At 35.0% G+C, this 22751-nt stretch carries 17 protein-coding genes and 1 pseudogene; 5 read left to right on the forward strand and 13 right to left on the reverse strand.

The annotated features are described in order from the left end of the window. Positions 1-136 precede the first annotated feature (136 nt). Entirely contained in the window at positions 137-793 is a 657-nt protein-coding gene (locus tag FFWV33_RS08935) for an alpha/beta hydrolase (protein WP_108740587.1), read from the forward strand. 17 nt (positions 794-810) lie between these two features. Here FFWV33_RS08935 and FFWV33_RS08940 read toward each other — a convergent pair whose 3' ends face one another. From FFWV33_RS08940 to FFWV33_RS08975, 8 genes are all read right to left on the reverse strand, one after another. Continuing rightward, positions 811-1527: an FtsZ/tubulin family protein gene (locus FFWV33_RS08940; protein WP_159085994.1), complete on the reverse strand. Its 717-nt coding sequence runs from the start codon at positions 1525-1527 to the stop codon at positions 811-813. 35 nt (positions 1528-1562) lie between these two features. Further along, entirely contained in the window at positions 1563-2024 is a 462-nt protein-coding gene (locus FFWV33_RS08945) for an FtsZ/tubulin family protein (RefSeq protein ID WP_108740589.1), read from the reverse strand. A gap of 111 nt (positions 2025-2135) precedes the next feature. Then, complete coding sequence (locus FFWV33_RS08950; RefSeq protein WP_108740590.1) at positions 2136-3128, reverse strand: hypothetical protein; 993 nt, start codon at positions 3126-3128, stop codon at positions 2136-2138. Between the two features lie 74 nt (positions 3129-3202). Further along, a complete protein-coding gene (locus FFWV33_RS08955) occupies positions 3203-3829 on the reverse strand; it encodes a metallophosphatase domain-containing protein (protein ID WP_108740591.1) in 627 nt (208 codons plus the stop codon). 106 nt (positions 3830-3935) lie between these two features. Beyond that, entirely contained in the window at positions 3936-5732 is a 1797-nt protein-coding gene (locus tag FFWV33_RS08960; RefSeq protein ID WP_108740592.1) for a DUF262 domain-containing protein, read from the reverse strand. 349 nt (positions 5733-6081) lie between these two features. Further along, positions 6082-7449 (reverse strand): DUF262 domain-containing protein, encoded by a 1368-nt coding sequence (locus FFWV33_RS08965; protein WP_108740593.1) that lies wholly within the window; start codon positions 7447-7449, stop codon positions 6082-6084. 182 nt (positions 7450-7631) lie between these two features. After that, a complete protein-coding gene (locus tag FFWV33_RS08970) occupies positions 7632-8531 on the reverse strand; it encodes a helix-turn-helix transcriptional regulator (protein ID WP_108740594.1) in 900 nt (299 codons plus the stop codon). Positions 8532-8609: 78 nt separating this feature from the next. Then, complete coding sequence (locus FFWV33_RS08975) at positions 8610-9167, reverse strand: thioredoxin family protein (RefSeq protein WP_108740595.1); 558 nt, start codon at positions 9165-9167, stop codon at positions 8610-8612. Between the two features lie 87 nt (positions 9168-9254). Here FFWV33_RS08975 and FFWV33_RS08980 point away from each other — a divergent pair. Continuing rightward, positions 9255-9588 (forward strand): annotated as a pseudogene (locus FFWV33_RS08980) (tRNA-binding protein). Here FFWV33_RS08980 and FFWV33_RS08985 read toward each other — a convergent pair. Beyond that, positions 9574-10137 (reverse strand): RBBP9/YdeN family alpha/beta hydrolase, encoded by a 564-nt coding sequence (locus FFWV33_RS08985; RefSeq protein ID WP_108740596.1) that lies wholly within the window; start codon positions 10135-10137, stop codon positions 9574-9576. The pseudogene FFWV33_RS08980 and the gene FFWV33_RS08985 overlap by 15 nt on opposite strands. Positions 10138-10318: 181 nt before the next feature. On the opposite strand from FFWV33_RS08985, the gene FFWV33_RS08990 reads away from it, so the two are divergent. Next, positions 10319-12235 carry a DUF294 nucleotidyltransferase-like domain-containing protein gene (locus FFWV33_RS08990; RefSeq protein WP_108740597.1) on the forward strand — a complete coding sequence of 639 codons (1917 nt, stop codon included), beginning with the start codon at positions 10319-10321 and terminating at the stop codon, positions 12233-12235. Positions 12236-12237: 2 nt separating this feature from the next. Then, positions 12238-12900: a 3'-5' exonuclease gene (locus FFWV33_RS08995; protein ID WP_108740598.1), complete on the forward strand. Its 663-nt coding sequence runs from the start codon at positions 12238-12240 to the stop codon at positions 12898-12900. A gap of 7 nt (positions 12901-12907) precedes the next feature. On the opposite strand, the gene FFWV33_RS09000 is transcribed toward FFWV33_RS08995, so the two are convergent. The 4 genes from FFWV33_RS09000 to FFWV33_RS09015 all read right to left on the reverse strand — a co-directional run bounded on the left by FFWV33_RS09000 (position 12908) and on the right by FFWV33_RS09015 (position 19799). Beyond that, the gene (locus FFWV33_RS09000; RefSeq protein ID WP_108740599.1) at positions 12908-15424 is read right to left on the reverse strand and encodes a cation-translocating P-type ATPase; all 2517 of its coding nucleotides are present in this window, start codon (positions 15422-15424) and stop codon (positions 12908-12910) included. A 1097-nt stretch (positions 15425-16521) separates the two neighbouring features. Next, on the reverse strand, positions 16522-17424 hold the full coding sequence (locus FFWV33_RS09005; protein ID WP_108740600.1) for a mechanosensitive ion channel family protein: 903 nt from the start codon (positions 17422-17424) through the stop codon (positions 16522-16524). Positions 17425-17580: 156 nt separating this feature from the next. Further along, positions 17581-17967 carry a PUR family DNA/RNA-binding protein gene (locus FFWV33_RS09010; protein WP_108740601.1) on the reverse strand — a complete coding sequence of 129 codons (387 nt, stop codon included), beginning with the start codon at positions 17965-17967 and terminating at the stop codon, positions 17581-17583. A 71-nt stretch (positions 17968-18038) separates the two neighbouring features. Continuing rightward, on the reverse strand, positions 18039-19799 hold the full coding sequence (locus tag FFWV33_RS09015; protein WP_108740602.1) for an ABC transporter ATP-binding protein: 1761 nt from the start codon (positions 19797-19799) through the stop codon (positions 18039-18041). A 383-nt stretch (positions 19800-20182) separates the two neighbouring features. Between FFWV33_RS09015 and FFWV33_RS09020 the strand changes: the two genes are divergently transcribed. Then, the gene (locus FFWV33_RS09020) at positions 20183-21034 is read left to right on the forward strand and encodes a sulfurtransferase (RefSeq protein WP_108740603.1); all 852 of its coding nucleotides are present in this window, start codon (positions 20183-20185) and stop codon (positions 21032-21034) included. The last annotated feature ends 1717 nt before the right edge of the window (positions 21035-22751 follow it).

A 22751-nucleotide genomic window follows, 5' to 3' on the forward strand; every position in this document is an offset into this window, starting at 1 on the left:
AAGGTTTCTAATTCGAAAAATAAATGTTGTACAGTAGAAAGATAAAGTAATCATAATTCCACTTTAAATAGGTGCAATTACGAGATAAAAAGGTATTTTTATAATTCGAAAAATAATAGATCTTGTTTCTTTTCTTATGACAAAAATTCCCGTTTATTTCATGCCAGGATTGGCAGCTAGTACAATGATTTTTGAACGCATAGCACTTCCAGAAGTATTTGAAGTCGTTTTATTGGAGTGGGAAATTCCGTTAGAAAAAGAATCTTTGCCTGATTATGCGTTGCGAATAACACAAAAAATAAAGCATCCAAATCCAGTTTTGATTGGGGTTTCGTTTGGTGGTATCTTGGTGCAGGAAATGGCCTTGCATATTGCAGTCAGAAAAGTAATCATCATTTCGAGTGTCAAAAGCAATCTTGAATTCCCGACTCGTTTCAAATTTGCTAAAACTACCAAGGCCTATAAACTTATTCCGATGAACCTGATTTTAAGTATCGAAAACTTAGCTCGCTTTTCATTTGGAGAAAAAATAAACCAACGAATAAAATTATACGAAAAGTTTTTGTCTGTTCGAGACATAGGCTATCTACAATGGGCAGTAGAACAAGTAATTTTGTGGAACAGAACCAAACCCGCTGACGGAATCATACACATTCACGGTGATGCAGATGATGTTTTTCCAATCAAAAACATCAAAGACTGCATTCGAATCAAAGGTGCAACACACATCTTAATTTTAAGCAAATATAAATGGCTGAACGAAAATTTGCCTAAGTTGATTATGAAAGATTAAAACTATAATTGATGTCATTACAATCCATTCGTAACACCCAAGAGGACTCCAATTTTGATCCTTTTTTCTAATGAATCATCTTGCAGTGTACTATGGCAAAGACTTGCGCCCCTAGTAATTTTACTAAGCGAATATTTTATAATATCATTTACTTCAAAATTTGTGAATGTGTGCATGCCATTGGAGATACACAATATAGCGTTTCCAAAATTCGTATTGTAACTTTTCAATGAATAAGGAAAATTAAAGATAGGAGTAATGGCATCCATTGCGGTATCGTGATTTGATACAAAATTTGTTCTCAGTAGGGCAATAGTACAATTTTTGAATAATGTTTTAAAATTTTCAAAATCAAAACTAGTATTGCGATACTGTGCAATAGAATCATCATGGTATAAGATTTCATTGAAACCAATATCTGAAAACGTAGCTTCAGTGCTCATTAGAATGAGTGACTCGAATTGACTTTTACTATTTTCTATTTCAGCAAGAAACAATGCTTCAGGATTTATGAGGTCAAAATGTTCGGGAACAACCAAACATCCTAAATTCAAACTTTCCTGATTATTGAAAATCCGAATTAAAAATACTTTATCCGTAGCATGCTCAATAATAAGGTGCGAGTCTATGGCATCAGCAGGGATCAAATTGCTATCGATTAATGTACGTTGCTCCCATTTTTCTTGCACTTTTTTAAAAGCTTCTAATCTTGTTTGATCCATTCTATTTTGCATGTTTTTATAATTTAAATTGACTGTTAAGTGCTTTTCTATCGAATTTTCAAGTTTGCTGCTGTCATCACTGTAATTGCAATAGCATCACCGAGATTATCGTCTTCGCTTAGCATCATTACAATATGGGCATCTAATCCCGACTTTTCTTGAATATAGTCGTTGATAACTCCAACTTCATCAATGCTTATTTTGGTGGAATAGGAAGATATAAATAAAAAAATATTCTTACTGAGATTCACTAAAAGTGGTAAAAGTGCCAATTCAATTGCTTTTGTAGCTCTATCATTTCCTGAAGCAATGGCGAAACCAATAAAAACAGTTTTTAGAGTTTGCCTGTTGTCATTTGAAGCAAGTTTTTCTTTGTTGTTTGCGAATCTTGTCTGTACGAGAGATTTGTGCATTTTAAAAAAATCTTCTTCGAAATTACATTCGGGATTGATTTCTAGAGTCATTGTAACGGAAAAATAATTGCTGGTCTGCTGGTAGTTTTTGTTCATCTTGTTATTTTAAATGACAAAGAACGTTAGGTAGTACGCCAAACTGTGACGGGCTAATTTTTATATTTTTAGAAGAAGGATTTCTACATTACAATTTTGCTCATTTTGATTTTAAATAAAATTCTCTAAAGAATTAGGCCAGTTACTTATTTGGAATTTCAGTTTTTGGTTTATTTGCGGATTATCTATTTTAATGCTCTGAATTTTGTCACAAATGATTATCAAATTCGCTAATTTTTTATTTATTTTTATTTTGTTGGTTTGAGTGAGATAGAGATCACATAGAAGTAAATGCTCATTAAGAACAAGCTTTTGGACAGGAGTTTCGGAGATACGTAATTCTTGTAAACCATCATTCAAGTTTAGTGTTGCTATTGAAGTCTCTCTTAATTCTAATGACTTTAGATTTTCGTTGAAATTGATGTGATCTAAATCTTGCATCGAAAAACAAGCGGATTCAATATTTTTGCTTAGCACAATTGATTGTATCCCATTAGGTAAACATATTTCCTCTAAGTAGAATTGACCCTCATTACCATTGGATCCATCATACAGAAAAAGTCTCTTCGACTGTTGCTCTTTAAACTTGGAAAGGGCATTACTATCTTCAAAAATATGATTCTTGGTTCTAGATAAATATATTTCGTTTAACTGGTTGTGAAACGTAATCTGATTAGTTAGTTTTGGGTTTTGAGATTGTACCTCACAAAGAGTATTGTGCTCTTGTATTAATTTTTCGATCTCATTAAAATCGAGAACATGTAGCCGTGAGCTTTGAATAATTTTCCATTCAGTGGCTGAGAATTGCTCTTGCTTTGCGGTGCTATTCAAGTCTAATGTCAAAGTATAACTTTTAGGACAATAACCCATTCTGGCCAGTTCTAAATCGTTTAATTTTTCATCATCTTCAAAGGTGAAATCTTTAATTCCTAGATTTAGTTTTTCTAGATTATTGATTATTTTGGATTTGAAAAACACACGGATTTCTAATTGATTTGTGTTTATTGATTTATAAAAGAGAACATTACATCCAAAGTAAATTTCTTTATCTGATTGCTGAATCTCATAACTTTTGTTGTTAGAGAACTTAAAGACGGTTTCCATATTTTAATTTTCATCAAAAATAACTGCGGATCATGACAAAGGACGTCGTTCTAAATAAATGATTTTAATTCATTTTAAAGTTCCAAAATAATTGGAGCATTTACCAACTGATAATTGAGGTTTACCGAAGAAGCATTGACAAAAATAGTTTTGTCTTTTTCAACCATTCCATAGCCTTCGTGTATGTGACCAAAAACGTGTAGTTTTGGTTTGATTTGATCTACTTTTTTTAATAACATTTCGCAACCTGCATTATAATTGGAATTGGTTCGGTCTAAAATGCCAAAAGGTGGTCCATGAGTGATTAGTATGTCGGTGTCTTCTGGAATTAGTTTCCAATGCTTATTAATTTCTGCTCCTTTTTGGCGATTGAAAGCCCAATCTAAAAAAGTGGGCTGAACGGGTGATCCCCATATTTTCAGCCCCTCAATTTCTACTCCTGAATCATTCAGATAATGAATCTTTTTCGGGATTATTTTGTCGATATACGTTTTGTCCTGTTTTTCAAAAAACCAATCGTGGTTTCCCGCTATGAAAATTTTATGTTTGTACGGCTGCTCTCCAAACCATTTTAAAAATGCTAAAACCTCTCCCTCCGTACCATGACCGCACAAATCACCTGCGTGAATAAGCATATCGCCCCCTTGCAAATGTAATTGGTTGTGAAGGAAATGGGTATCGGAGATTAGGGTTATGTTCATTTGTTAGGTTGTGTAACTTATCTATTTGTAATTTTGGTTACTTGGTCTTCTCTACTCGGTTTTTGCTGCCAAGCTAATTTGCAATAACCACCGGGGGATTTGTTAGCTAATTTTCATCTGTTACATAATTGTCAATTAAAATATCAATTTCTGTTTTGTGTTTATTTATTTGTTCAGTTTCCCATTTGTCATTCTCATAGCTTTCAAACATTATTAGTCGTTTCAAGCTTGAATTATCTGGTTTTGGATGTATAAAGCGTTTCTTTTTATCGCTTGGGTTTTCTTTGTTGCCTGCGGAATTTTGTGAAGCAGAAATTAAACACAAATTTCCAATGCCGTTCAATTCATCTAAAGGAATACTTGCTGAACTTGGATTACTTTGTGCTGCAAGATGTTCTTTAGAATTGAGTTGTTTGAATTTAAAATTATTGAATTCATTTTTAAACTTGTCAATTTTACTTTTTAATGATTTCAAATTTTCGTTTACTTCTTCAGTCTTATAAAGTTTCCAGAGCAAAAAATCAATAAAATAAAGATTGAAAATACTAACTGTTGGATATGATAAGTTGAACCTATTAAATTTAATTTTGACAATGTCCCAAACTTTCTCTGTGTATTTACAAACTTCAAAATCCGTATTTTTCAAAATTTCTTGCAACCAATTATTGTATGTGTTTGTTGAATCTGAATAATACAGCATTACTTGAAGTTTTGTCAATTCTTCATCAGTTTCAAAAGTTTTAATTGTTGTTTCAAAATCGGTGTTTAACTTTCTTATCCCCCAATTTTGTTTGCTTTCATCAGCGTCTGCTAAGTCTTGTTTTATTATAAATTTGTCAAACAAACTTCTATATTTCAATAAATCAAAAATAAACTCTTTCGGGTCAGGTTTGAAGTCGCTAAATTGCTCTAAAAGTTTTTTATCGTCAAGTGAGACTTTATCGTTTTTAATTTTCAAGACTTGTAATAGATAATTGGGAAAATCAATAACGGATTTGTATTTGTCTTTGATGAATTTTTCTTCTTTTGGAAAGTCGGTTGGAATGTTATATTCTGTAATAATTTTTAATAAGGATAATTCTTCGCTTTTATCCCCATTTTCATTTATACAAATTTCTTCAAAGTTTTTTCCGATAAGTTCGCTTTCGTTAGTAAAAAGTTTAACTCTGCTTTGCTTGTCAATATTTAAAAACACGTAATTGTTCATATCGGCACAAGCGTCCCAAATTTTAGCAAACTTTTCTTGTTCTATTCTTTCAATTTGTTTGTTATCGTCTATTATTTTTCCCAATAAAAGTGCTTTTACGATTTCGTGTTTTTCTAACTGCTCACCACGATTATTCATTATTTCAAAATAATGGTTCAAATCAGTGTCTTCTGGAACTTCCACACGAAATAGATAAACATTATTGTAGAAATTGCTTGCAAATCCTTCAATCTCTTTTATGCTTCTTAATTCTTCTTGAATTATCTCAATGGCATCTTTGAAACTTCCTGTACCCGAAATGTTTAATTCGCCAATTTGCGTTTGAAAGTTGTCTGCTTTGTATAAATTTTCAATGTAATTCTGTACTTTCTTGCGAGAATCAAACTTAAGATTTGGAACTGAAACAGTATTTGGAATATTTTTCGCCCAATTTTTCAAAACAAGATTTATCAGTATAATGGTTGTGTGGCGTTGTTGTCCGTCAATCAATTCAAAATTGCCATCTTCTCGTTTGAAGCAAACTAAAGAGCCAAGATAATATGATTTTTTTTCACTGTTTCCCTTTGGAAAAAACTCATCAATATCCTTGATTAACTGTGAAATTTCAGCTTTCCCCCAAGCGTAATTTCTTTGGTAGCGAGGAATGATATAATTGTCATTTGCTAAAATCTCTTTTATGTTTTTTGCGCTATTCATGATATTGTTTTTTTTCTTCGTTTATCTTTTTAATCCACCCTGATATATCATCAACAATAGTTATTACGTCTTCCTTTGTCGATATTATTATTTCTTTCCAACCAAGCCAAGAATTGTCTGATTTGGGCAATTTAAGTTTATCAACAAATTCTTTAAATTTATTAATTTTCTCACCTGATAGAGCATAGTGGTCTTTCCCACCAAAGCCATACCAATAAGGATTATTTTTATCTCCAATATAAATATGAAGTTCATTACCGAAATATTGAAACGGTATTAAATAATAGTTTGGATATTTACTTTTTTCTTCAAATTTTAAATTTTTCGCAATAATTTGCTCTTTTAGTTCTTATTCAAACTCGAACCCTCTAAGAAAATCTGCAATTTTGTCAATTCCTTTTACCCTGTCATTTTCAATTTGGTATGTTTTATACTGATAATTTTTGAAATTATCAGGACTGATAGAATCATTAATTTTGCTAAAAAGTTGTCGTGCGGAACTATTCATAATTGTTTCTACGGCAATTCGTTTTTTATTGCAGCGAATTTCATAGGCAAGTTTGTAGAATGCTTTGTAGAAATTTTCAAAATCATCAATATAACCAAATTTATCAATGAAGGTCATTAGAATATTTTCATAAATATTCCTCACTTTTTCATCTCCACTGCGCCCCCAACCATTATAACCGTAGCAATAAGCTTTGTAAAACGTAACAAATTCGGGTACTTCTGCCTTTATAGCATCTTTTATATTCAAATCAAATAATTTTTCCCGTTGGTGAATGTAAAAATCAACGTATTCAAAAAAACGTTTACCGTTAATTATTGGCATTGTGATTTGAAATGGAAAAGCTTGTGCAACTTGTAAGTTTTGCAAAAATTTATCGTTTTGAGCATTATCTACAAAGCCGTCCAGCATTCGAATTGCATTTTCGTATGGATATTTTTGTTTTTGCTGCAACGAAATACCTTTAAATTCTTCAATTTCATCTTTGGTGAAATCGTATTTCCATTCATTTTTACTCCATTTACGAATTTTGAAAAGATGATTTCCAAGTATAGGTTTTAAAGTTCCATTATCAACAGATGTTTCCCAACAGTCAACGCATTTTGTTCTGTCTTCTTCGCTATCAAAATCCATTTCTCGTAAATGAAATGCTTTTAGTAAGTCATAAGGTTCAAGGGCTTTACCTCTTGCATTTTGTGAATCAAAAAGCTGAAATGCTTCGTCTTGACGAAAAACTTTAAAAAGTACAAACTCGCATTTATCCAAGATTTTTGTTTTGAAATCTGATTTTTTGTTTTCATTATTTCTAAATTTTGTGCATATCCATTGATTTATAATGCGATAATTATACACAATATTGTTTTTTGAAATATTGTGTTTAAATTTTTCATTTAGCAACAAACCATCAAAATTAGTTTCTAACACCTTTAAAATTAGTGATATAGTTGTGAGCCGCTGTTGGCCGTCAACAATATAATTGGTTGTATTCTCGCTATTAATTGCATTCTCGCTGTGTAAAATGATATTTCCAATTCTGTAATCCTTGTTTTTGATAATAACATACTCAAAAATATCTTCTAAAAGCTGAATTATGTTTTTTTCAGTCCATTTATAAGGACGTTGATAAATGGGAATGATGAGTTTTTCTTTTACTAATTTATTCAGTTTAATTAGATTTTGTGTTGGTTCTCTTGTGTATTCTATTTCCATATAATATCTTTTTTTTCTTTAAATGTACTTATTTTCGCTCTAAATACACTCATTATTTCCCGCTATTCCGCTCAAGAAACATTGTTGCAAAAGGCCTAGCATAGCTTAACGAATTGTGATATTTTAATTCTATCTCAAATTTTTAGTACAAGTTAGTTAAACAGTAATATAAATCTTATAGTTTATTGATATAATTTTGTCATTTCTGCAATCTTGTTTTTTACTTTTATTTGTAAAGAGATAGGTGTGACAACTTTTACTTCTGCACCCAGTTTTAGAATCTCCATAATAATGTCATGGGTAGGATGTATAAAAATTTCTAACAAAACACTTTGTTCATTTTCTTCCAAAATATGTTGGGAGTCGTGCAATGGAAAACTTTTTGCGTAGTTCCCTTGTACTTTTGTAAATTCTAACACAATTTTTGTGGCAGGTTCATACGTTTCAACTCCAAAAGCGTCTTTAAATTCTTTTTCAACATTATAAGGAATGGGTTTGAACGTGGTATCTGTAATAGTTAAATTTGAAATTCGATCCATTCCAAAAGTTTTAATTACGTCATCTTTTTTGTCAAGAGCAACCAAATACCATCGCTGTTGCGATTCTTTGAGAGCAATAGGCTTTACGATGCGCTGGGTTGTGAAGTCTTCCCAATGCTTCTGGTGGTTAAATTTTAAAATGAAATTGTTTTGGATGGCGTGGATGATGCCGTGAATATGCTCTGTTCCTAACGATTTTCGTTTTTCTAAGAATACGCTTGGTGATAATTTGTCACCTTCTTGCAAAGCATGATGAATAGAAAACGCATCAATCATACGCGTTACCGATTGGTCTTCGATTTCGTCTTCGTCAATAAAATAGGTTTTGTCTTTTCGATCGTATTGAATTACAATTCCGAAAAGTGCTTCTATGTCTTTTTTGTCCCGCTCAAAAGTTCTAATGGCGTACTCAAAATCAGTATCAACTTCGTCTTTTTGGAGTTTGTCAATCACATATTTTTGTAAACTGGCAAAGCTCGAAGGACGACTCCTTAAACGGTCTACAACATACAAATACCTTTTGAAATAGATTAATTTTGACATCTTAGTGGGATTAATTTTGTCAAAGATAAATCTTTAGTCTGCCATAGGATGACAGTGGAATAAAAATTAAATACTATTTTACTTCCATTTAATTCCGCAACCAATACTCGGTTTTTGGTTGGGGTTCATAGTTCGGTTGTACAAAACGCTGTCTATCGCACCGCGCAGGTCAGATCCACTTACCGGAATTCCGTTTCCAGGTCGGCTGTCGTCCAATTGTCCGCGATATACTAATTTGTCTTGTTGGTCAAACAAATAAAAATCGGGAGTACAAGCAGCTTGATAGGCTTTGGCAACTTCTTGGGTTGCATCGTACAGGTATGGGAATTCAAAATTATTTTCAAAAGCATATTCGGTCATTAGTGCAGGACTATCTTGCGGAAAATGGATCACATCATTGCTAGAGATCGCCACTATGCCTAGACCTTGCACCCTATAATCATTAGCAATCATTATAATTTCGTCAATGACATGGTGTACAAAAGGGCAGTGGTTGCAAATGAACATAACTAGAGTTCCTTTTTCACCTTTAACACCGCTGAAATTGAAATGGTTGGTTTCGGTAGTTCTATCATTTAAGTAAAAATCAGGAGCTTTGGTTCCTAGTGCAAGCATGTTAGATTCTGTTCGAGCCATAATGATATGTTTTTAGATTTTAAAGTTATAAAAAAAGCCTTGCTTTATGGGACTAAAAAAGTAATTTTAAATTTAAAAGTAGAAAAGATGATAAATTGGCAAGATTTCGAAAAAGTAGACATGCCTGTGGGAACCATTATTAGGTGTAAATGATTTTCCCGAAGCTAGAAACCCCGCCTTTCAACTGCAAATAGATTTTGGAATTGAAATCGGCATTCTAAAATCATCTGCGCAAATTACCAAGCGGTATACAAATGAAGAGTTAATGGGGCGCCAAATTGTTGCCGTCATTAACTTTCCCAAAAAGCAAATAGGGAAGTTCATGAGCGAATGTCTAGTACTTGGCGCTGTGGGTACAAATGGCGATGTGATTCTTTTGGCTCCAGATTTTAAAATCGAAAACGGATTACGAATTGGGTAATTGCAAGCTTTCGATAAAAGACTTTAAATATTCTTGCCCTTCTTCCCAAAGGCCGAGGTTTGATGCACCATTGATATGTCCTTTTTCTCCGATAGATACAAAGGTGCTACCCCAATGATTGGCAAGAGCCTCAGCACGCTCTGGTGCGATGTACGGGTCATCTGTACTCGTGATTAGCAAGGTAGGAAAAGCTAAGGGTTGAACGGGTAGTGGAGCAAAATTCCAAACCACTTCTGGCGTATGCGTTGCCGAATCTACATCTGCGGGGGCAACCAACAAAGCACCAATAATATTTTTACAATCGTATTTACAAGCCCATAGTGCAATTAACACTGCACCCAAACTGTGTCCTACCAAAACGGTGGGTTCTTGCACGTTTTGAATGCTATGGTTTAGTTTATCCAGCCATTGGTCAAGCAATGGACTATCCCAACTTTCTTGGACGAGCATTTGTGAATTGGAATATTTTTGGTGCCAAAGGTGTTGCCAATGTGTTTCGCCTGAGCCGCCAAGTCCCGGTACGATTAAAAGATGAGGTGTAGTTGTCATTAATGCTGCTTTTCGAAAATATTTGAAACAAAAATAAGCAATAGTTTTTGGAGCATTGTCCTATTCGAAAATAAAAACCATTGCGAATTACCCTTTTTATATGGAACTATTATTTTAAATTTACAGATTGATGCTAATGCATTGCCTTACTTTCGGGAGAAGCCGATTTAAATTTTACCTCATGAAGAATACTATTGCGGAACGTATTTATGATTTTCTAAAAGATTATCCCCCTTTTAATTTGATTTCGAAAGCTACTTTAATGGAGGTGGCTAGGAATGTAGAAATTCAGTATTTTGAGAAAGATGCTATCATTTTTCATCAAGATGATGTTCCACATGAGCATTTTTATATCATCAATCAAGGATCGGTACGGCTGTATCGCTTTGTAGCCAATGAAAAGCAAAATCTAGATATTTGTGATGAAGGTGACTTGTTTGGATTACGTCCGTTAATCATGAATGAAAGCTATTTGATGGGTGCAGCGGCCAACGAAGAGGTTATTTTGTATGGTATTCCGTTGCGATTGTTTCACGATATTATTACAGATTATCCCAAGGTAAGTCAGTTTCTTATTGCAAGTTTTGCTACCAATACCCGCGATCCTTATTCGGCGGAGCACAAAGGTAAATTGTTTGCCAATGTGGCTTCTATTCGAAAATCATACAACAGTTTTGCAGAGGCACAATCGGCAAAATATAGCAAGAATCCAGTAACCTGTTCATCAGAAATCACAATTCAAGTAGCTTGTTTGTTTATGGCAGAGGCCAAAGTAAACTCGATTATTGTTGCTGAAAACAATATTCCGATGGGAATTATAACAGACAAAGATATTTTAACCAAGGTGGGAACGGGAGCATTTTCGATTCTAGAAAAAGTAAGTACAATTATGACCTCGCCCGTGATTACTTTTCCTGAAAAAATAACCGTAGCCGAAGCACAAATTGCAATTTTGAAACACAAAGTATCTCATATTTGTATCACCAAAGACGGTAGTCCGCAAACTGAAATTGTAGGTGTATTGGCAGATCATGATTTAAATATTGTACAAGGAAACAATCCGACCTTCTTGATGCGCGAAATAAAATATGCCAAAGATGTTGAGACTTTGCGCCACATACGCGTGCAAGCATCTGAGCTCACGAGCGCTTATTTGGAACAAGAAATTCCGATTTATTTTATCACCAAAGTAATCTCAGAAATCAATACCGCAATTACCAAAAGAATTATTAAGTTGAGTATTGCCGAATTGGGTGAGCAGCCACCCGTTGCCTACACGTGGCTAGCAATGGGTAGTCAGGGGAGGAGGGAGCAATTGCTAATTACGGATCAAGATAACGCATTGGTTTTTGAGAATGTTCCCGAAGATCAATACCCAAAAGTAAAGGAGTATTTCTTGAATCTATCAACCAAAGTAACCGAAAAACTGAATACGGTTGGCTTTGAGTATTGTCCTGCCAATATTATGGCGAGCAACCCTAAGTGGTGTATTTCTTTGAAAGAATGGAAAAAACAGTTCAAGGATTGGATTAATCACCCCACCTTAGACAAGATTTTGTTGAGTATAATTTTCTTTGATTTCGAATACATTGATGGCGATCAGGAGTTGTACCACCAAATGTCTGACAGTGTTTTTAGATACATTGCAGACAAAGAAATCTTTTTGAGATTTTTGACGAAAGCAACTTTGAATAACGCTGCACCTCTTGGCTTTTTTAAACAATTTTTGGTGGAGCAAGATGGTGAACACAAGGATCAATTTGATATTAAGAGTAGGGCCATTCGACCTTTGGTTGATGCCGCTCGTATTTTCTCCTTACATCATAACCTGAAAATTAATAGCACCATTGCACGCTATGAAAAGTTGATGGAAATTGAACCTCAAAACAGTGATTTTTTCGAATCTTGTGCCAATGCCTTTAAGATTTTGCTACAGTTTAGAACCCTGCAAGGTTTGGCGAATAACGATAGCGGAAAATTTGTAGATATAAATAGCCTGAGTAAAGCCGATCGTTTGAAACTGAAAAGTTGTTTTAAACCTATAAAAAATATTCAGGAATCGTTGAACAACCGTTTTAATTCGGGACTAATTTCGTAAATATGTTTTCAATTTTTAAACGAAAGAAATATCCAGAATTCTGGAAGAAGCACATCGAAAAAGTGAAAAATGCTCCAAAACAAATGAATTTTGAAGACATTCGGTTTGTGGTATTAGACACGGAAACTACGGGATTTGATTATGACAAAGATCGCATTCTTTGCATTGGTGCAGTTGCTGTTAAAAACAGTAAAATTCAAGTTGCAGATTCCTTTGAGGTGTATGTAAAACAAGATGTTTTTAATAAAGATACGGTCAAAATTCACGGTATTCGAAGAGATGGAACAGAGGTAAAAGTTAGTGAAGAAGAGGCGCTCTTACAGTTTTTGGACTATCTCGATGATTCGATAATTGTGGCACATCACACCAAATTTGATATGACCATGATCATGAAGGCATTGCGTAGGATAGGAGGAGGTACGGTCCGATCCAAACAACTCGATACCAATTTTATACATAAAAAAATTGCAGCCGTAGACAGTTACCAAAAAATGTATTCATTGGATGAGTTATGCGAAATCTATAATGTTAAAAAACACGATCGTCACACCGCTTTGGGTGATGCCTTGATTACCGCTTATTTATTTTTGAAACTGACCTACAAGTACAAGAAAAACAATGTTTTGGATCTAGACGATTTAATTAAAACAAATTACAAGTTATAATTTCATCCTACTTGTTTTTTGTACTACTTCGCTTGAACCATTTGTAAATTTCGAGCCATAAAACAGCCAGTCCACTGGTGGCAATACACACCAAAACAGCATTAAAATTTAAAGGAACTACCTTGAAAAAATCGGCTACTAGTGGAACATAAATGATAATGGCTAGCAACAACAAGGTGAGGCTGTTCATGAAGACCATCATATTATTTTTGTTTTTTAGCGAAGTGAAAACAGAATAATAAAAGGAGCGATTAACCAAGGATAACATGATGTTTGAGAGTACTAATGTGGTGAAAACCATCGTTCGTGTACTGTTCTCAGATCCTCCGGTACGAATGCTAAATTGATAAATAAATAGCACTCCGGCAGTGATGGCAAGTCCTTGAATGATGCTCAATCCCATTTCTTTTAGCGATAAAAAAGTACTACCTAATTGCCTAGGTGGTTGCGACATGCTGTTTTTTTCGGCAGGTTCATTCTCGTATACGATAGAGCACATGGGACCCATAATTATTTCGAGAAAAATCACATGTACGGGAGTGAAAATATCTGGGTAAATCCAACCGAGAAATAAGGGCAGCGATACAGTAAGGATAATAGGAATATGAATCGAAACAATGTACTGTACTGCTTTTTTAATGTTGGTATAAATGCGTCGTCCTGCTGCTACTGCCACGACCATTTTTGATAAATCATCGTCTACTAGTATAATATCTGCAGCACTTTTTGCAATTTCGGTTCCTTTTTTACCCATTGCAATTCCGATATGTGCGGCCTTCAAAGCAGGGCCATCATTTACTCCGTCACCAATCATGGCTACCAACTGTTCGTCTTTTTTTAGAGCATTGATAACGGCCAACTTCGCTTCAGGAAACATACGAGTAAACAAAACGTTGTGATGAATCGAATGAATGAGCTGCTTTTCATCCAGTTTCATAATAGCTTCACCTTCCATAAATTGATCCGTATTTGTGATTCCGGCGCTTTTGGCAATACTTTGCGTTGTAGGACTGTTGTCTCCGGTAATTACTTTTACTTGTATCCCAGCCTCATAAAATTGTTCAAAAACCTGCTGAATATTAGCCTTTGGCGGGTCATAAAAAACTACTAATCCTAAGAATTCAAAGGGTAAGTCTTGTTGGTCATCAGGAAAGGTATCCAACTGAAAATTAGATTTTGCGACACCCAACACACGATAGCCTTGTGAGGCAAGTTTTGTAATAGTATTTTGAATAGTAGCACGTTCAGGTTCGGTAAGAGCAGAGACTTTTAAAATCGTTTCGGCTCCCCCTTTGGCAGCAATGATGCGCTTGCCTTGTGCATCAGCAAAGACATGCGTCATCATAGGCGGCTTGCCCTCGAGCGGGTACTCATGTACGAAGGCGTAGGCACGGCGTTGATCTATTTTTGTAGTTTGTTCGTAAACCGAATGTAAAGTGATTTCCATAGGGTCAAAAGGAACTGGTTCACTCGCCCACATAGCGATATCAATTACTTTTTGAGCTTCGGGTTGATTCCAATTGTTTTCATCGAAAAGTTGATTGGTGCCAAATGCATAAACCGATTGCAAAACCATTTTGTTTTCGGTTATGGTTCCGGTTTTGTCGGTACAGATTACAGTGGCACTACCTAGGGTTTCAACCGTTCTTATTTTTTTTATGATAATACCTTCCTTCATCAATCGCCAAGATCCTAATGCCATAAAAGTGGTAAAAGCAACCGGAATTTCTTCAGGTAATATTGACATGGCGAGCGTAAGACCTTTTAGTAAACTGTTTAAAATATCACGTGTTTTATAAAAGTAAACGCCCCACACCAGTAGAAATACCACAATACCGATAACAGCCATTCCTTTTACAAAATTCTCAATCTGAAGTTGCAGCGGCGTTGGTTCTTCTTTAGCATCCAATATAGAGGTTCCCAATTGCCCCATTTTGGTATGGTTTCCAATAGCGGTCACACGAAAAACAGCTAAACCACTAGCGACCAAAGTGCCACTAAAGACCGCTTTGTTTTCGTTTTTTTCAGATTTAAAAACACTGTACGCTTCCCCCGTAAGATTTGATTCATTGACAGAGAAATCATTACTGTGTACAATTTCACCATCTGCATTTATTGTAGCACCTTCTTCAGCAATAACGAGATCATGCACTACGATTTCTTTGGTCGGAATTTCAACGGCAAGTCCATTTCGGTAAACAGTACTTAAGGGTTCGGTGAGTTTTTCTAGAGCTTCAATTGCTTTTCGGCTACGGCTATCTTGAAAAAAAGAAATACTTGAAACGGCAATAATAGCAGCTAGCATGAAGTATCCTTCACTATTTTCGCCTAGAACAAAATAGATTATGGTCACCGCAATAAGTAGCAGCAGCATAGGTTCTTTCAAAATATCAAAGATGGCATTATACCATTTATATTGTGATTTATGCACCTGCTCGTTTGTACCGAACTCTTTGCGTGACTGCAACACTTCGGTATCAGTGAGTCCAGTTATATGTTGTGGAATATTTATTTCTTTAGCCATTGTAGATTGTAATAGTAGTAATCAAATATACCGCTTTAATGGCGTTTCTGTTCTACTACTTAGCTTACAACAGCAAATTGATATTCAGACTAGATATAAATAAAAACTAATCACATTTTCAGGAATGCTGATTTGAGAAATAAAAAAATAACAATCAGAAAATAGCACAATGATTTCTGGCATTACTTCAGCCTCTCAATTACAACAAAGACAGAAAATTTTAAAACCATAAAGCATCTGTGCAAATCTGTGCAATCTGTGTTTAATTTTGACCACAAAGAATTAGTGCAAATTCGTGAAATTCGTGTCTATAATTCATGCACCGCAAGCCAAACTACAGCAATTTCGTGAAATTCTTTTACCCACAAAGATTTAGTGCAAATCCGTGAAATTCGTGTCTATAATTCACGCACAGCAAGACCAACCAACCCATTTCAATTTCGTGTAATTCTTTTACCCGCAAAGCATCTGTGCAAATCTGTGCAATCTGTGTTTAATTTTATCCACAAAGAATTAGTGCAAATTAGTGCAATTCGTGTCTATAATTCACGCACCGCAAGCCAAACCATCCCATTTCAATTTCGTGTAATTTTTCACTCATAAAGCATCTGTCCAAATCTGTGCAATCTGTGTTTAATTTTAATCGCAAAGATTTAGTGCTAATTAGTGAAATTCGTGTCTATAATTCACGCACCGCAAGCCAATCCATTTCAATTTCGTGTAATTTTTCACTCATAAAGCATCTGTCCAAATCTGTGCAATCTGTGTTTAATTTTAATCGCAAAGATTTAGTGCTAATTAGTGAAATTCGTGTCTATAATTCACGCACCGCAAGCCAATCCATAGCAATTTCGTATAATTTTTCACCCATAAAGCATCTATGCAAATCTGTGCAATCTGTGTTTAATTTTAACCACAAAGAATTAGTGCAAATTCGTGTCTATAATTCACGCACCGCAAGTCCAACCAATCCACGGTACTTTCGTGTAAATTTTTTAACCACAAAGAATTAGTGCTAATTCGTGAAATTCGTGTCTATTTTTCAAGCACACTAATCTACACTAATTCCCTGTCTGTTGTAAAATCGAATCGAACTATTAAATTATATCTGTAGTAGGTTTAGGCGCCTGATGAACCACCAATTGAGGAAACGGAATCTCGATCCCTTCTTTGTCAAAAGCAATTTTCAATCTTTTTCTAAGCTCACCAGTAACTTCCCACTGTTTGCTGGCAAGAGTTTCACCAACAATTTTAACCACGATGGCAGAGTCTGCAAATTCGTTAACACGCAAAAACTGTGGTGCTTTTAAAATAGATTCTTTAAAAGGAGAAACTTGAGCAAGTTCGTCTCCAACTTCATTAATAACTTTTATAAGGTGTTCTAGATCTGTACTGTAACCAACACCCATATCGAGATTGACTTTTGAAAAATCTTTGGATAAATTTGAAACCGTTTTAATTTCTCCATGTGGAATATGGTGTACAGTTCCGTCCATATCTCTCAGTGTAGTTTTACGTAAGCTTATATCTTCAACAGCGCCGCTTAAGGTATCAAATCGAACAACGTCACCAATTCGGTATTGATTTTCTAAAATGATAAACAAACCTGTAATCACATCTCGTATTAAGTACTGTCCTCCAAAACCAAAAGCCAAACCTACAATTCCTGCTGCAGCAATGATTGGCGCAATTTCGATTCCGAATTCACTCAAAATCATTAATGAACTTATCGTTATTATTGCAATTTTTGCAGTAGTAGTAAAAATTGAGATCAATGTATTCTCTCTTTTTATTTCCGACTCTTTGCTTTGATGTTTTTCAGGTCGAACGGCAATTCGAACCGCTTTGGCAATAAAACCAACAAGTATCTTATAAATTATACATGCTGCAATGGAAATAATTATAACTTTAATTCCGCTAGTCATGGCCCAGGCTATTGCTTTTTCGGCATAGAGATCTGTATATTTTTGAGTGATGTTTACAAGGTTATCTGTTTTCATACTATTCTTTTTAACTGTTTCTTTAAGGGTACAATTTATAAGTTTCTATTTGTTTAGCCCAATTAGAACTGTTGTTATTCTGTTAAAACTATTCTAAAGTAAAAGAGTCCAAAAACAAAATTGTTTTTGGACTCTTAGATCTATTTGTATTTTCGACTAAATATCGTCAAATTCAATATCAGTAAAGCTAGATGTTTGTGGAAGCACCACATCAGCAACGGCCACTTTATCAGTTATATATTCTTTTTTAAAATCTTTTTGGTGTCTCTCAGAGATTACTTCTTCGCCTTTGTGGTTCAAAACGTAAGATGTCATTTCTTCCAAAATTTCAGAGAAAGCGGTGAAGTCCTCTTTGTACAAGTAAATTTTATGTTTTTTGAAGTGAAACGAGCCGTCTTCTTCAGTAAATTTTTTGCTTTCGGTAATGGTTATGTAGTAATCATCTGCTTTGGTAGCTCTCACATCAAAGAAATAAGTCCTTCTTCCTGCACGTAAAACTTTCGAAAAAATCTCTTCTTTCTCTAATATATCATTTTCTCTCATAATCCCTTCGAACAATTTATGGTTATTAAATCGTAATCAAAAATCATAAAAAAATAGTTATTAAACAACAATTACAGCAATTCTTTTTCCGAAAGTTGCTTCAAATACAGCGATGCATAGTACCCATCTTCATTTATAAGCTGGTTATGAGAACCTTGTTGAATGATTTTTCCACCGTCCAAAATGATGATTTTATCGGCATTCTTGGCACTCGAAACACGGTGGCTCACGATGATCGTCGTCTTGTCTTTACAAACCTCAAATAAGTTGTTTAAGATTGCCTCTTCTGTTTCAGTGTCAACCGCTGATAAACAGTCATCAAACAGCAAAATAGGAGGGTTTTTAATAATGGCTCTAGCAATAGAAACACGTTGTTTTTGTCCACCCGATAGCGTGATTCCGCGCTCTCCAAGGACCGTATCATATTGGTTTTTAAAACCCTTAATATTATTATGAACCACAGCATTTTTTGCCGCTGCGATTACTTCTTCATCAGTAGCATCTTCTTTCCCAAATTTAATATTGTTTTTTATCGAGTCCGAGAACAAAAAAGCATCCTGAGGTACAATTCCAATATTATTTCGCAAATCATACAAGTTCAAACTACTTATTTCTCTGTTGTCTACCGTAATGATACCTTCTGTCACATCATACAAACGCGAAATCAATGATAAAATAGTAGATTTTCCAGAGCCAGTTTTTCCAAGAATCGCTAGTGTTTCCCCTTTTTTGATCGAGAAACTTATGTCTTCAAGCGCTGTGATATTTGTATCCTCGTAGGTGTAGGTAACCTTATCAAAAACAATAGCACCTTCAACAGTAGAGTGTTCAGTGTTCTTGTTAGTGATTTCTGGTACAATTTTCAAAAATTCGTTCAATCGCTTTTGTGACGCCTCCGCTTCTTGCACCATTGACGATACCCAACCCAATGACGCTACAGGCCAAGTCAACATATTGACATAAAGGATAAACTCAGCAATGGTTCCAATACTCTGAATCGTACCATCAATGTACATCAACCCTCCAAAATAAATCACAACCAAGTTACTTATCCCAATCAAAGCCATCATAAACGGACCAAATAGTGATTGTACACGAGCCAAATCCAAACTTTTACTTTTACTCTCCTGTGCCAAGTCAACCATATTTGCCTGGTGTTGGTCTTCTAGAGAATACGCTTTTATAACCCGCACACCTGAAAAAATCTCTTGCGAAAAACTAGATACTTTCGATAAATATTGCTGAAAAGTAGTGCTTCGTTTATTGATCTCCGAACTCAATTTAAAAATGGCGTATGACAACAAGGGTAGGGGCAACAGCGTATACAGCGTCAATCGTGGCGACACATTATACATATACGTGATCACAATCGTAAACCTAATCAGCGTGTTGATTGTGTACATCACAGCCGGGCCCACATACATACGCACCTTGGACACATCCTCGCTTATGCGATTCATCAAATCGCCAGTTCTATTCTTTTTATAAAAATTCTGAGAGAGGTTTTCGTATTGTTTAAAAACTTCATTCTTCAAATCAAATTCAACATGTCGAGACATCACAATCAAAGTCTGACGCATCAAAAAGGTCAAAAAACCAGCAATAATCGTGGTTCCAATAATCAGCAAAATGTTATTGACCAATTCGCCCTGAATAATGCTGTTTGAAACCGATTTGTCACTGGAGAATTTTTCAATAGCGTCAAACGATTTTTTGATTAATTTGGGCGTAAACAACGAAAATATTTGCGCTATAATCGTAAACAAAATACCCATCAAAAAGCGGTATTTGTATTTAACAAAATATTTATTTAGATAACCTAATTCTTTCATGTAAGGGATAACTTGAGTGATTGCAATTCAATAAGCAAAGATAAAAGATAAAAGGCAATTATTTGTTAAACTAAAGTTGTATTCTAACCAAGTCCCTATCCGCTGCAACTGTTTTGGGCGTGCCAGCAATGCAAAAGGCAAATCTAGCAAACGCATAGCCTTTTGCATTGCTGTCGTGCTTTCCGTTACAAGTCCTCAACAGCTTCCGCTATCGCTACAGCTGTTTGTGGGCTTTTCACTGCAATCACTCACGCGGGCTGGTAGAATTTCAGGTTCTTTTCAAATTTTATATCTCAAGATATAGGCACGGGTTTTGTTTTAGCCTTATTTTTTAATTTGAATTTCCGCCTGTTTTTGGTACATTAGATTCAAATTTAAAAGTAATGAAAAACGATATAGTACCCATCATAGAAGCTGCTGCTTTGCTAGACCTTCAAAAAAACGAAAACCTAGTATTGGTAGCCGTTACCACAGGTCCCAACGCACAAGAGTTGTACCAAAAAAAGCACTTAGACAATGCTTTTTTCTTAGACTTAACTACCCAATTATCCAATATTAAAGAAGATTTCGCCCAAGGCGGTCGTCATCCTTTGCCCGAAATTGCTGTTTTTGCCCAATTGTTAGGGAGTATAGGCGTAAGCCCAGACTCACATGTAGTTGTGTACGATGACAAAAACGGAGCCAATGCTGCAGCACGATTGTGGTGGATGCTCAAAGCCATCGGGCACATAAAGGTACAAGTGCTGAACGGAGGCATTCAAGCAGCTGAAAAAATTGGGTATCCTATTAATGATAAAGTAGTCACTGCAAAAGAGGTTTCGCCATATCCTTTCTCCACTTGGCAATTGGCCATGGCTACTATCGAAGAAGTCGCGGACCAATCTGAAAATGAAGATTATTTAGTGATTGATGTCCGCGAAGCCTATCGTTACAATGGCGAGAGTGAGCCTATTGATTTGGTAGCGGGACATATTCCTGGAGCAGTCAATGTGCCGTTGACAACCAACTTAAGCGACGATGGTTTGTTTTTGTCTCCATCGGCTCTCAAAGAAAAATACCAAAACCTGATGGGAAATCGAAACTCAGAAAATACAATCGTTCATTGTGGCTCTGGTGTAACTGCTTGTCACACGCTACTAGCAATGGATTACGCAGGTCTCGAAATTCCGAAATTGTATGTAGGATCATGGAGCGAATGGTCTCGAAATGATAAGGTCATTGCAACAGAATTGTAAATTTTAAAATAAGTATTTCAAATCAAGTTCTCAACTGTGCCGTTAGGCACTTAATATAGGTAGAGAATTTGAATTGACATGGGGTGTAGTGCCGTAGGTATGCAATTGCTACGTTATTATACCGTACCTACGGCACTCTAATTCAGATTAATTATTTTTTTTACCAATATATTGTGCCTAACGACACATTAGCAGAGTACCTATAAATGATTTACATAAGTATTGGTTGTAGTTAAAGTAATTATAAAATAAATACTGTAAATCAAGTGTTCAACTGAGCCGTTAGGCACCTAATATAGGTAGAAAATGTGATTAGATATAGGGTGTAGTGCCGTAGGTACGCAATTGAGATAAGGTTTTTTCGTACCCACGGCACTTTAATTCGGATTGATTGTTTTTTTACCAATATATTGTGCCTAACGGCACATTAGTAAAGTACCTACAAATGGTTCGCATAAATATTGGTTGTTTTTATAGTTGTTAGAAATAAGTACTGTAAATCAAGTGTTCAACTGTGCCGTTAGGCACTTAATATAGGTAGAAAATGTAAATTGATATAGGGTGTAGTGCCGTAGGTACGCAATTGAGATAAGGTTGTTTCGTACCTACGGCACTCTAATTGGGATTGATTGTTTTTTTATCAATATATTGTGCCTAACGGCACATTAGTAGATTGTCTATAAATGATTTACATAAGTATTGGATGTCTTTGTAGTTGTAATAAATAAATACTTCAAATCAAATGCTCAACTGTGCCGTTAGGCACATAATATAGGTAGAGGATGTTATTAAATATGGGATGTAGTGCCGTAGGTACGCAATTGCAACGTTGTTATACCGTACCTACGGCACTCTAATTCGTATTGATTGTTTTTTTTAGCAGTATATTGTGCCTAACGGCACATTAGCAGAGTAACTATAAATGATTCTTATAAATATTGATTGTTTTTATAGTTGTTAGAAATAAGTACTGTAAATCAAGTGTTCAACTGTGCCGTTAGGCACTTAATATAGGTAGAAAATGTAATTGATATAGGGTGTAGTGCCGTAGGTACGCAATTGAGATAAGGTTGTTTTCGTACCTACGGCACTCCAATTCCGATTGATTGTTTTTTTTTACCAGTATATTGTGCCTATCGGCACATTAGCAGAGTAACTATAAATGATTCTCATAAGTATTAGTAGTTTTTGTAATTACAAAATAAGTACTGCAAATCAAGTGTTCGATTGTGCCGTTAGGCACATAATATAGGTAGAAAACGTAGATTGATATCCATTTGGCGTGCCGTAGGTACGCAATTTCAACGTTATTATACCGTACCTACGGCACTACAATTCGCTCTGATTTTTTTTCTACCAATATGTTATGCCTAACGGCACAGTAGTAGAGTACCTATAAATGATTCACATAAGTATTAGTTGTTTTTATAATTACAAAATAAATACTGCAAATTATGTGCTCAACTGTGCCGTTAGGCACAAAATGTAGGTAGAAAATGTGATTAGATATGGGTTGTAGTGCCGTAGGTACGCAATTGTAATGCGGTTGTCCCGTACCTGCAGCACTCCAAATGACAAAATATTAGAATAGGCATTTTACGCATTTGTATCTACGTTATATAACAAATAAAAAAAAAGTTGCAACTAATAAAACGGCTGCAACTTTCTTTTTTATGGAAACACTAAAAAAAATAATTAATACTGACTAACACTTGAA

Origin of the sequence: Flavobacterium faecale (genome assembly GCF_003076455.1) — a bacterium.
Taxonomy (GTDB): domain Bacteria; phylum Bacteroidota; class Bacteroidia; order Flavobacteriales; family Flavobacteriaceae; genus Flavobacterium; species Flavobacterium faecale.